The sequence below is a fragment of the Pseudomonas sp. Irchel s3b2 genome, from assembly GCF_900187445.1.
In the GTDB taxonomy this organism is placed as follows: Bacteria; Pseudomonadota; Gammaproteobacteria; order Pseudomonadales; family Pseudomonadaceae; genus Aquipseudomonas.
The window spans coordinates 13,787-26,371 of sequence record NZ_FYEB01000020.1 but is presented as its reverse complement, the minus strand read 5'-3'; the positions used below and the strand labels follow the sequence as shown (position 1 = coordinate 26,371).

Below are 12,585 nucleotides of genomic sequence, written 5' to 3'. Positions count from 1 at the left end.
GTTAGGCAGCTTTGCTTTCGGTCAACGGGACAATGGCGTCCTGGCACAACTCGATAATCCGCGTGGCAGCGCGGGCAGCGCCTTCGCCGTCCGGGGCGGCCACTTGTTGATGAGGGGCAAAGTAATCGGCTGCGTTGGTATTTTTTTCGAGCTCGCCCGCCACCAACTCAACGATCCGGTGCTGGTCGTGCCCCAGATGGGTCGGGAAACCCAGAAGCTCCAGACGACGTAGGGCCTCGAGTTCGTGGTATTCCGATTTCGACGGCAGGACGAACAATGTAGGAATGTTCAGCGCTGAAATTTCCGTCACGGTGATCCAGCCTGGGGCCGAAATCAGCAGACTGGCTTCACGCAACAAGCCCATCCAGTCCGGGTAGTACGGCACGCAGATCACGCCTTCCTGGGCCTGGATATCCTGACGCCCCAGCAGCACCATTTTCAGCTCGGGATTGCGCTCGCGCAGGGTTTTGAAACTCTCCAGGTACGCCGCCAGTAGCGCTTCCTTGTTTTGCGAGAACATCGTAGTGCCACTGATGGAGGCGACAATGAACGGCGAGTCGCCAAGGTTCAGTTCGGCGCGCACGTTCAAGCCGCTTTGCACCTTGATGTCACGGATCATCGGCCCGACGAAGTGTGCTTTGCCGGCACTCAAGGCCTCGGCAACCGGAGTGCCTTGATCGAGGGAAGCGACATAGGGTTTGTCGGTCAGGACCAGTTGGCTCTGATTGATCATCCAGGAGAACTGGCTGTGCAGGGCCGTGCGGGCTCTGGCCATCTCCAGGGCGTTGACTTCGAATCCGCCGTCGGCCAGGTCGCTGTCTTCCAGTTGGCAGAGGGTGAAGTCATAACGCTCGGTCACGAATACCAGCGGCGTACCGCTGAAAATCGCCGCCAGGCAGGCCGCCATGTTGTAGTCCGACACCAGCACCGCCGGCTTGTATTCCGCGATCAGCGCCAGGTAAGACAGGATTCGCTCACCGGACAAAAAGGTATTGGCGATATAACCACCAATGTAATTGGCCCAGTCCAGCTCTTTCGACAAGTTACTCTTTTTCGAATAATCGACCAGTCGTCCAGCAATATCCACCACCTCGACGCCGGCCTTTTCAAACAATGGCGTAAAGGTCGGTTGCAAGGAAGCCAGCGCCACGGTCAGCGCCATATCCGGACGCTGTTTCTTTATCGCCTGAGCGATGGAAAGAGCCCGCATGTTATGTCCGGAACCGGTTGGGTTGGGGGCAAATAAAATCATTCCTGAATCTCCATTAGTTGAACAACGCCATTGACCACAGTGTTTTCCAATACATCCCTTATAACCACTGAGTAGGGTTTTATAACGGCACCATCACCGATACTCAGTGGACCAACTATGATTGCTCCCTCACCAATAACGCAGCGACTTCCAATGCGTACAGGGGCCTCCTCCCAAGGCAGTGAACGAAATGAATGATCGTGTGAAGAGGTAACGACAGTGACTCGTGCGCCCAACTCACTGAAGTCACCGATCGTGACTCCGCCTGCGGCCTCGATGACGATGCCTTCACCCAACGAAGCCCCGGTTCCAATATCGATGCCACCCAATTGCGACATTCCGCCCTGGCGCGCACTACGCCCGATCAGGATGCAGTCCCGCGCGATTTCCACCGAGGCACCACCGCGCAATTCGGCATCGATAAGCGTGTCTTCACTGATATCCCAGGTTTGGGTATCCGGGTTCAGTGTCTTGAGTCGGGCAACGGACAACGAGGCCCGGTCGAGCAATGAAGGCATGCCTTGACGAGCCCGCTCCCGCACCTTCGCCAGCACGCGTTCCGGGCTCGGCGAGCCATCCTCCACCACATTGCGATAGGCGATAACGCGCGCGGGGCGCCCTACCGCGACAGCATCGGGCGGAATATCCGAGACCACCAGAGCGCCTGCGGCAACCACCGCGCCAGCCCCGATGGTGACACCGGCTTTCACCGTAACCTTCGCACCGAGCCAGGCGTTTGCGCCGATCCGGATCGGTGATTGAGCAATACCCAGACACTGCACGCCGGTAGCCAGCATGCTTGAGTTGCCGATGGAGACAAACTTCAAGTCACACTTGAAGCCGACAAAGCAGTCATTACCCAGTTGTACATTTTGCAGACGGCTGGCGGCACGAATCCATACATGCCGACCGAGTTCACTGCCTGAATCAATCGTCGTTGAAACTTCGACTACATTAGTGTCATCCACAGTAAAGCCTCATTCCATTGATACGGGATGCATGATGATTTAATGCACACAGAAACCCCGCGGACATCTCCGCTCGTGCACAAACAACAATTGACTATTTGTTTCTTTCGCACTCTCAAAGCACGCATGACATTGCGTCTGCGCAACTTTAATTAACTGTTCATTCACTGCTACATCGTCATTCCAATAACAACAGATAGACAGCAGCGCTTGAGCCAACGACCAAGTCAGTAATTAATGATAGAGAAAGCTGAATAAAGTCTGTCCGTGACTAAAAGGTAGCTCCATTGGCGGGAAAGTCCGCTAGTACGAATGTTATAGTACAGACAATTTTGTTTTGCAATAGGTGTCTGACTGGTTATTTCGTTTGCGTCTAAAAATGTATTGAACTTTTATGGTGCGCCGCTGTAGTAAAACTGTCATACACGCACAGCAATAGTGCGAAACAGTCTCTGCACAGGCCCTCGCATCAGCGTTTACAGGTAACTGGATGTCGACCCCAGACATCCGGGTGCCCCCTCCCGACGATAGGCTGGTCATTCAATCCTGCCGCTAGCCTGGAGCTGACATGCCCGCACCTATCACCGTCCTACGCGATACCCATCCGCTGCCCGTGCTCGACGCCTGCAAATGGGAAAAACTGGAAGGAGACCCGCACACCGTCAACCTCAACGCGTACACCAGCGAAGATGGCAGCAAGATCATGGGCACCTGGATCTGCACGCCGGGCAAGTGGTACGTGGAATACGTGAAGTGGGAATACTGCCATTTCCAGGAAGGCTACTGCGTCATCACTCCCGAAGGCATGGCACCGATCCACCTGCGCGCCGGTGATATTTTCGTCATCGAGCCAGGGATGAAAGGCACGTGGGAAGTGGTTGAGACCGTGCGTAAGTATTTCGTGTTTGCCTGATGCAAAAAAACCGGGGGATCACCCGACGTGATCTCCCGGTAAATAGGTTTTCAAGAGCGATACATGACCCTGTGGCGAGAGAGCTTGCTCCTCGTCACAAAAACCCGCTTGCCGAAAAACTTTACTGCGGTTTTCGATAGCTATTGATGATCGCCGAGAAGTCCTTCCCACCTTCCCCACGCTGGCTCATCGCTTGATACAACTGCTGCGCCACCGCGCCGAGCACCACCGGTTGGTGCGCCTGACGTGCCGCCTCAGTGGCCAGCCCCAGATCCTTGAGCATCAGCTCGGCACCAAAACCGCCGGTATAGCCACGCGAGGCCGGCGCCGTTTCGACGATGCCGGGCCACGGGTTGTACATCTCCGAACTCCAGCAACGCCCGGTGGAACTGTTGATGATCCCCGCCAGCACCGTCGTGTCGATCCCCAGCGCATCACCCAAGGCCATGGCCTCGCTGACACCGACCATGGAAATCGCCAGCAGCAGGTTATTGCAGATTTTGGCGATTTGCCCGGTGCCGACTTCGCCGCAATGGACAATATTGCGGCCCATCTGCGCCAGTACCGGTTGCAGGGTGGCGAACAGTTCAGGGGTGGCGCCGACCATGAAGGTTAGCGTCCCCGCCGCAGCACCACCGGTACCGCCAGAGACCGGGGCATCGGCCATCGCTACGCCTTGTTTGGCGGCGGCGGCGGCAACGTCGCGCGCCGTCTGCGGATCGATGGTGCTGCAATCCACGGCGGGCACGCCCTTGGCGATCCCGGCCAGCACGCCGTCTTCGCCCAACCAGACGCTGCGCACATGCACAGCGGCTGGCAGCATGGTGATCACCAGCTCTGCATCTTGAGCCGCTTCACGTGCCGAAGCGCTGATGCTGCCGCCCAGTTGCTCGAGCTCTGCCAGCACAGTTTTGTTCAGATCGACCAGGCGCAGTGAATGGCCGGCCTTGATCAGGTTGCGCGCCATTGGGGCGCCCATGTTGCCGAGACCGATAAAAGCGATTTTCATGTCCGGCTCCTTAACGCAAGTGGATGGTGGTGTTCACACCGTCGTTGACGCTGTCATCGTCGAACCAGCGTGCGGTGACGGTCTTGGTTTGAGTGTAGAACTGCACCACTTGCTTGCCATACGGACCGAGGTCGCCGAGCTTCGAACCACGGGAACCGGTGAAGCTGAAGAACGGCACCGGTACCGGAATCGGGATGTTGATGCCGACCTGGCCGACGTCGATTTCCGTCTGGAATTTACGCGCCGCCGCACCGCTCTGGGTGAACAAACCCGTGCCGTTGCCGAATGGGTTGGCGTTGACCAGTGCGATGGCTTCATCGAGGGTATCGACTTCCAGTACCACCAGCACTGGACCGAAGATTTCCTGGGTGTAGATCTGCATATCGGGTTTCACACCGGAGAACAGGGTCGGGCCGACAAAGTTGCCTTTTTCGAAGCCTGGAACGGTAACGTCGCGACCATCCAGCTCAAGCTTGGCGCCTTCCTTGATGCCGCTTTCGATCAGATCGAGAATCCGTGCCTTGGCACGTTTGGAAATCACCGGACCAACATCAGTGCCCGGCTCGCTGCCGGCATTCACTGTAAGTTTCTGTGCCAGTGCTTTCAGGTCTGGCAGCCATTGCTTGGCCGCGCCCACCAGCACCACCACGGACGTGGCCATGCAGCGTTGCCCGGCGGCACCGAAACCAGCCCCCACCAGCGCATTGAGCGCTTGTACGCGATTGGCATCGGGCAGCACAACGGCGTGGTTCTTGGCGCCCATCATCGATTGCACACGCTTGCCGTGTTTGCCGGCCAGGTCGTAGACGTGCGTACCGACCGCGGTCGAACCGACGAACGAAACAGCCTTGATGTCCTTGTGGGTGCAAAGAGCGTCCACGACATCCTTGCCGCCATGAACAACGTTGAGCACACCCGGCGGAATGCCGGCCTCGATGGCCAGTTCCACCAACAGCATGGTCGACATCGGATCCTGTTCGGACGGCTTGAGTACGAAAGTGTTGCCGCAGGCGATTGCCATCGGGAACATCCACAGCGGAATCATCGCCGGGAAGTTGAACGGGGTAATGCCGGCACAGACGCCGATCGGCTGACGCAGGGTGTAGGTATCGACACCGCCAGCGACGTTCTCGGCGAACTCGCCCATCTGCAGGCTGCCAATGGAGCAGGCGTGTTCGACCACTTCCAGGCCGCGGAAGATATCGCCTTCGGCATCGGCAATGGTTTTGCCCTGCTCATTGCTGAGCACCACGGCAATACGCTTGGAGTGTTCGCGAATCAACGCCTGAAGCTTGAGCATGATGCGCATCCGCGCGCCGATCGGCGTCAGCCTCCAGGTCTGGAAGGCGCGATGGGCGGCGCTGATGGCAGCATCGACTTCGGCGGCTGTGGCGAATGGGACTTTGGCCAGCACTTGTTGGGTTGCCGGGTTGACGATGTCATGCCATTCGGTGGTCTGGGATTCAACCCACTCGCCATCGATCAACAATTTGACCTTTTGCACGGTGGTTTCTAGCGATGCGTTCATGTTGGTCTCCGGGACGTTGTTCTTATTAAGAGAGCTATCTTGGGAGCCAAGGCGAGAAAGTCGCCTTGAGATGAGGCGTGTGTCGCGAATTGGTTGTCGGACTGTTTTTGGAGTATAGATGTGCAAACTTCTAATAAGAACGCACATAAAAGCCGGTCCATCATGCAAAAAAACATCACGTCTTTAGGCTCGTTGAACTGGGATGACCTCAAGTTTTTCCTCGAGGTTGCCCGCACTCGCAAGGCCAGCACCGCGGCCAAGCGCTTGGCGGTGGACTACACCACCGTGTCGCGACGCATCAGTTCGCTGGAAGCTGCGTTGGGCACATTGCTGTTCGAAAAGTCCCGGACCAGCGGTTTCGTCTTGACTGCCGAAGGCCAGCGGCTGCTGGGTTATGCCGAGTCGATCGAAAGCACCCTGCACATGGCCTGCGAGCAGGTTTCGGGCTCAGGCGTGGCGTTGTCCGGGCATGTGCGCATGGGCTGCACCGAAGGGTTCGGCAGCTTTTTCATCACCCCGCAGCTGAGCCATTTCGTCGACGCCTACCCGGCGATCTCGGTGGACATCCTGCCACTGCCGCACTTCATCAGTCTGTCCAAGCGCGAGGCAGACATTGTCATCGCGCTGGAGCGGCCGGAACACGGCCCGTATGTCTGCTGCAAACTCTGCGACTACCGATTGCAGCTGTATGCGACCCAGGATTACCTGGACAAGCACCCACCGATCCGCCGCCCGGCAGACTTGGGCAAGCATCAATTCATCAGTTATGTGGACGATCTGGCGTTCAGCTCGGAGCTGCTGTACCTGGCTAATGTGTTGCCCGGTGCGAGTGCCAATCTGCGCAGCACCAGTGTGATCGCGCAGTTCGTGGCAGCTCAGCAGGGACGATCATTGGCGATTCTGCCGTGTTTCCTGGCGGCTCAGGACCCGCGATTACTGCCGGTGTTGCCGCAAGAGATCACCATTACCCGGCAGTTCTGGATGTACTGCCGGGAGGACCTGCGCAAGCTCAAGCGGATCACGTTGTTGTGGGATTACATCCGTGCCGTCACCGAGCTTAACCGCCCGTTATTGTTGGGCGAAACGCATGTCCTTCGGTTTGCAGACTGAGAATCTACAAGGAGTAAGGGAGCCTCATCGTAACGAGGTCAGCAGCCCCTTGGCAACGGTTTGTGACAGGGGTTGATACAGCACTTGTGACAGTCGAAAAGGTTCTTACAGTGGCGTACATGGGCGCGTTTAGGACCCCATGCGGGCATCGGTGTGGGCACCTGCGCGAGGGCATACGGGGGAACCTACGCTGTAATGAATCAATGAGGTGATGTCTCGGAAATTTCTATCAAATTCCCGCTAAGGGGCCTACACGACCACAACCAGAGAACCAACAGAAGTAAGCAGTGGACAGATCTTCGGTAAGTACGTAATTTCGCCGTTGGCCCTTGCCTGCCTCGGAGTACACACGCGCCAACCTCGCTTTAGGCAACAAGTGAACTCCAGCGAATCGATGACAAGGAATTTTACTCACTGGTAGTTTGACTGCATTGACAGCCCGTGACCAAAGAGCTTTGAGCGTAGAGAACCATGAGCATTCCGAAAGTATTCATCTCCTATTCGCACGATTCGCAAGAACATAAGCAGTGGGTCTTAGAATTTGCGACAAGGCTACGTAACTCTGGTGTAGACGCAATACTGGACCAATGGGAGTTACAGCCAGGAGACGACCTTCCGCATTTCATGGAGCAAAACCTTGCGTCTTCCGACCGAGTGCTCATGATCTGCACTGAACGCTATGTAGGGAAAGCCAACTCGGGATCAGGTGGGGTCGGTTATGAAAAGATGATTGTTACGGCGGATTTGATGAGGACCATTGATTCTAACAAGGTGATACCTTTAATTCGTCAAACTGGAACTCATGAAACTCCTACGTTTTTGAAGTCAAAGTTATTTATTGATTTTTCGAGCGACGATCAAACCGAATTTTCCTTCGACGAGCTAATTCGGACTCTTCATGGCACACCGCTCTTTGTTAAACCTCCGGTAGGAAATAGTCCCTTCATACCTGTACTAAACAACCCACCTGAGCGGCAAGGCGATGCCATTCTCGAACTCATGAAGAGTTTGGTACGTATCTTTGAAAGGCAAAACGAAGACTATCTGAGTTACAGCGAATTGCGTGCTGACATCAATATATCCAGATTGATGCTTGATGTGCTGATCGAGCAAGCCAAAGAAGACGGCCTTTTAACTCAAGGCGCGGGCAAGCTTCTGTACCTTACGACAAAAGGGAAGCAGTACGCCATATTCCATAAACTTTGAATTAGAACAAGTTCGGCGCAATCCGTTATTTTTGCTATTTGGGGTCGAGACACTATGGATGACAGCAACTGATCGATTGTGTTGAAAAAGTCGACCCGGCCAAATGGGCAATCATGGAGCGATGAAAACGTGATTTTTGTGGTTGCTACGTAACATCTGAGCCTTGATCCTTATGCGCGTATTGCGGATTCAATCTCAGAGGCGCTTTTTTCTGAGCAGGAAGCCGCGCCGACTGTTTCAACAGAATCAGTTGAGTGCGGCCACTCGCTCTTTTGCAGGCATTTGTTCATGAGAAGCTCAATTAGGCGGTCAAGTTAATGCAGTTACACTCCTAACCCTATACAACCCCAAAGCATATTGAGTGTTTGCTTGGACGACCTCACAGGCCCCTTTGGGAGTTCCTGTAGGCCAGTCGCCTCAAACGCTGGAGCTCCTTTTCGGCAGGGCTCAGAGGACACCGTGGAGTCTTCCTGATGGCCTTCTTGATGGCATGAAGGGCTGCTTGCCGATTGTCCTTCTCACGTTCGATCAGATGGACCACAGCGGCCTGAACGGACACATGCTCAAAGCCTACCCCTTCAAGTTCAAGCCAGCGTTTGACGATCAGGTGACGTAGTTTGACGCTGTAGCCGGTGATGAGCGTAAAGGTCAGTTCCTTGTCGAGGATAACCATCGGCTGAGCTTTGTTCTGACTATTCTGGTAGCTGGTCTCGACAAAGGAGGACGCGTCGGTTTTGACGACTCCTATTAATCCCAACTCTTCGAGCATCTTCCTGGCGTCCTTCAGAACACGGTCATGCCGCTTGCCAGTGATCTCAGCGATCTCCAAGGACGACATACCGGGCAAACCGTTGATGGTCGTTGGGGTCATCACTCCAGCCTTGTTGATCTTCTCGAAGGTGGCTGCGGTAGTGCTGATCATTTCTTTCATTAGTCGTTACTCCTTTTGATTGCTCCCTGAGTTCACTCCCACCGACCAGCACAGAGACCCACGACAAGGGTTCTGGCGAGTAGCACAAGGAACAATCAGAAAGACTCTGCTCGATTAATTGCCCAGCGACGGGCGAGAGGGTTCAGTCTGCCCAGACTTAGGCTCGTTGAGTTGAAGCGGATGGGTACCTTCAAGATGCCCTTTTCGATGGAGGGTGATAATCATTACTCCCCTCCTTCTTACCGGGCATCCTCATGGGTCCTCCAAGTTGGTCTTTTATATATATAGGCGGATTCGAGAGCCCATGGTGGATATGGTCTCCAGTCATGTGTTGGTAGCAGTTTCGGAACCTTGACCTCAATCCTCGATGCCGCCGATCCAGTCACCAATGTAGGACTGACGACTGGCCAGATCGCCACGCCAGCCGTACCACGGATGAACGGTTACTTTGGTCGGAAGTGTCTTCCCTTGTCGGATCACACGGATTAAGCCAGCTTGGCTCAAGTCTCCAATCTCCCGCTTGGTCCCGATGTCGGCCAGCTTGCCAAACCAGATATTCCGACCAGCCAATCCAAGTAGGATCTGCCGGAACAACCTGACGGCGCCCGCAGTGATTTTTCCTGTCTCCAGTAGGTCCAGAAGCTTGTCAGCCTCGACGGTCAGATTGTCAGCCCAATGGTCGTGAACGGAAAGGATCTCAGCGAGCTCCTCAAAGTTGCGAGCATCAACTGGGTGTCTGCATTGCTTGCCCACGTCCGTGGTGACTCTATGTCTTTTTATGATCTCCTTTCGGCTCACAAGGACTTCACCTGTATGGGTATCAAATGTCAGTTCTTGCTCAGTTGTAATGTCGATGGTGGTTTTGAGACGGTTCGAAATTATGGTCAATGATGAGGACTCCTATTCAGATGAACAAGCAGAGGGCCTGTCCCGTAATAGTGAGGGGATTTAATATCTTTACAGGCCTACTCGTGAAACGCTGCATTTCGCTTGTGTAACCATCAACTGAACTTTATTAGAGGCTCGTGCTACTGGTAACCATAGTGAGGGTTTTTAATTCCACGGTGTACCCGATGGAAATTTCACCGACAGGAGCTAATCTTTACGTAAATCAACGTGGCGTCGAGCCGATTCTAAGCTGCTGCCCGCAACAAATGGTTTAACCGAACAGGCTTCAATCACGTTTAGATGCTTTCGGCATTATCCGCGTTGACAAAACCATAGAATCGGTGTTGGATTACCTTAGCGAAGAAGAACCGTGACGCCGCCACCCAATCAAGGAAGTCCCCACCCCATGTCCATAAAAATTGTACCGGATGATTTGTTTTCTTATTTGATGGGAAAAATTTCTGGCGTTCGCTTTGAAGTATTTGCGAAACAGCTATTTGCCCTCGTCTTTAAGGAAAGCTTTATTCCTATGGGCGGAATACATGACGGTGGGGCGGATGGGGCACTTTCCAGCTACATACAGGAAATTACCGGAAAACCAAATACCTTCGTACAGTTTACAATTACTGCTGAAGCGGGTGTCAAAGCAAAGGTTAATGAGACGATAAAAGCGTTACAAACCAGTGGACGCACCCCTCTTCAAATAATTTACGTCACCAGCATTGCCTTACCAAAGTCGGACATCATTGTACAAGAAATTATTGAAAATCATGGCATCATGGTTCAATTCAGAGACTATGAAAAAATCAAGGGTTACGTTAATACTGACGAAAAGTACAACAGTATGTTTTATGAGTTCTTCACTTCTGAAATATCTGCATTGTCACGAGCAGCAAGCAGCAACCTAACCGCCGTCAATGAGTATGCAACGGACCCTACGGTTTATGTATATCTAAATTACGAACTAAAAAGCAAGCATGTAAAGAACCATTTAAACGAACAGGTTTTGGACGCATTGATTTATTGGTCTCTCAGAGATACCGATCCAGATACCAAAATCTTGGTAAATCGCTCGTCAATACACACTTCAATATCGGAATTATTCCCGCAAGCAAAAACCGTATTACTTCCAAATCTCAATAAGCGCCTGACGGCCCTCATGACCAAAGAAGCAGGCGGAGTGGAGCGTCTCAGATACTATAAAGCTACTGACAGTTTTTCATTGCCCTACGAGATGCGAACAATATTGGCCACTGAGGCAAGCGCAGCTCTGGCGCGGCAGACCACATTTCGACACTCGATCACCGCGAGATTGGTCGGGGAAATCGGTGATATAGAGAAGGCAATACAAAAAGTTGCTTGCAACACACTTGTGTTTCAAACCGTGCATCGCTACTTCATCGATCAGGGCCTACTACTCGCGGCTTTTCTGGAAGGAAAACTTGAGACAATACATATCTCTGACCAAGTGGTAGAAGATATTATGGTGAGAGTACTTTCCGAAATTGACCACGGAAAATCCCTCACCCCAGAAATGTTTGGAGCCTGTCTTAATTCTCTTCGAGGGATATTCTACCATCCTTCAACGGAGGAAAGAGAATACATGGCTTACCTCTCTAAGACTTCCTGCCTATTGGTTACCATGCAGTCTGCACCGAGGCTTCTGGAGTACTTTAACAAGATGGGAGGAAACTTCCGACTGCTCATCGGAACTGATTTGATTGTTAAGGCAATCTCTGAGAGGTACGTAGAGGACGCAAACAAGCAGGTCACCAGAATACTTGAGGTATGTAAACAGCTGGGGTCAGAGCTGACTTTAACCGAACCAGTACTGGATGAAGTTTTCACTCACCTACACGCCACTGACTTAGAATTCAGAAATCACTATGCGGAACAAGAAAAGTACCTACAAAAAGATATGACGATTGATAGTGACCGAATTATGATCCGAGCATACTTTCATTCTCGCAAAGCTGCTAAAGGCCCTAAAACCTGGACTCAATTTATAGAGCAAGTCGTCACACATTCAGCACTTCGAAATCGCTCTGAAAGTGCTCGACAGGATCTCAAGGGCTTTCTGCTTCAAAAATTTAGCATGAAATTTCTCTCAACAGAGGAACTCAAGGCATCCGTGAACGATGAGAAAGTAAAGGAGCTTGCGGCCAAGCTCGAAGAAGCAAGACCGTCTAAGCATGAAGACCTTTCATATAACGATGCTTTGATGGCATATGCCACATATGCGCAAAGGAGAAAAAACGAAGAAGCCGGTATCTATGACGGATTTGGCTACAGGACGTGGTGGCTTACAAAGGAAACTCACGTACTGAATTTCTCGAAGGCTCTTGTCGAGTCTCAAGGAGGGGCCCCCTACATCATGCGACCTGAGTTCATACTAAACTTTGTTTCCTTGGCTGCTAACGCTGAAAATGTCAGAAGATTATTTTCTGATCTATTGCCAACTACCGCAGGCTTACAACTTGGCAGACATCTACCCTCAGCGACCATGCATCAGTTAATGGGCGACACTGAAGAGTGGGGTGATCGACCTCCTGAGAGGATCAGCATGATTATTAGTGAGCGAGCCAACAAACTTAAACATGACCAGTATAAAAAGTACTCTGACAACATCGGCTGAGAATGCAATAAAGCCTGCTGCTGAGGTACGAGTCCCGTCCTAAGGGCCTTGAAGACAGGAATTCCGGATGCTCGCAGAGGGTGTCCGACTCTATTACTGATACACCTCAGAAGATTTGGTAGTGCTTCATGTGTTAGACGGAGCT

The 12,585-nt window shown here is 52.9% G+C and carries 10 protein-coding genes; 4 read left to right on the top strand and 6 right to left on the bottom strand.

The genetic code is table 11. The features are described 5' to 3' along the window. Position 1: 1 nt before the first annotated feature. Both CKW20_RS26645 and CKW20_RS26640 read right to left on the bottom strand, forming a co-directional pair. Entirely contained in the window at positions 2-1,210 is a 1,209-nt protein-coding gene (locus tag CKW20_RS26645) for a hypothetical protein (RefSeq protein ID WP_256585144.1), read from the bottom strand. Positions 1,211-1,248: 38 nt separating this feature from the next. Next, positions 1,249-2,220: a DapH/DapD/GlmU-related protein gene (locus CKW20_RS26640; RefSeq protein ID WP_095055544.1), complete on the bottom strand. Its 972-nt coding sequence runs from the start codon at positions 2,218-2,220 to the stop codon at positions 1,249-1,251. 568 nt (positions 2,221-2,788) lie between these two features. On the opposite strand from CKW20_RS26640, the gene CKW20_RS26635 reads away from it, so the two are divergent. Continuing rightward, complete coding sequence (locus tag CKW20_RS26635; protein ID WP_095055543.1) at positions 2,789-3,133, top strand: cupin domain-containing protein; 345 nt, start codon at positions 2,789-2,791, stop codon at positions 3,131-3,133. A gap of 121 nt (positions 3,134-3,254) precedes the next feature. On the opposite strand, the gene mmsB is transcribed toward CKW20_RS26635, so the two are convergent. Further along, on the bottom strand, positions 3,255-4,142 hold the full coding sequence (gene mmsB / locus CKW20_RS26630; RefSeq protein WP_095055542.1) for a 3-hydroxyisobutyrate dehydrogenase: 888 nt from the start codon (positions 4,140-4,142) through the stop codon (positions 3,255-3,257). Between the two features lie 10 nt (positions 4,143-4,152). Beyond that, complete coding sequence (locus CKW20_RS26625) at positions 4,153-5,670, bottom strand: CoA-acylating methylmalonate-semialdehyde dehydrogenase (RefSeq protein ID WP_095055541.1); 1,518 nt, start codon at positions 5,668-5,670, stop codon at positions 4,153-4,155. Between the two features lie 162 nt (positions 5,671-5,832). On the opposite strand from CKW20_RS26625, the gene CKW20_RS26620 reads away from it, so the two are divergent. After that, a complete protein-coding gene (locus CKW20_RS26620; protein ID WP_095055540.1) occupies positions 5,833-6,780 on the top strand; it encodes a LysR family transcriptional regulator in 948 nt (315 codons plus the stop codon). 471 nt (positions 6,781-7,251) lie between these two features. Continuing rightward, a complete protein-coding gene (locus CKW20_RS26615) occupies positions 7,252-7,986 on the top strand; it encodes a toll/interleukin-1 receptor domain-containing protein (RefSeq protein ID WP_095055539.1) in 735 nt (244 codons plus the stop codon). A 379-nt stretch (positions 7,987-8,365) separates the two neighbouring features. Here the strand turns inward: CKW20_RS26615 and CKW20_RS26610 are convergent, their stop codons facing one another. Together CKW20_RS26610 and CKW20_RS26605 are read right to left on the bottom strand one after the other, a co-directional pair. After that, on the bottom strand, positions 8,366-8,917 hold the full coding sequence (locus CKW20_RS26610) for a Rha family transcriptional regulator (protein ID WP_256585143.1): 552 nt from the start codon (positions 8,915-8,917) through the stop codon (positions 8,366-8,368). Positions 8,918-9,274: 357 nt separating this feature from the next. Then, positions 9,275-9,805, bottom strand: a complete 531-nt coding sequence (locus CKW20_RS26605; RefSeq protein ID WP_095055538.1) for a hypothetical protein — start codon at positions 9,803-9,805, stop codon at positions 9,275-9,277. 406 nt (positions 9,806-10,211) lie between these two features. Here CKW20_RS26605 and CKW20_RS26600 point away from each other — a divergent pair, with 406 nt between their 5' ends. After that, a complete protein-coding gene (locus tag CKW20_RS26600) occupies positions 10,212-12,440 on the top strand; it encodes a hypothetical protein (RefSeq protein ID WP_095055537.1) in 2,229 nt (742 codons plus the stop codon). Positions 12,441-12,585 lie beyond the last annotated feature (145 nt).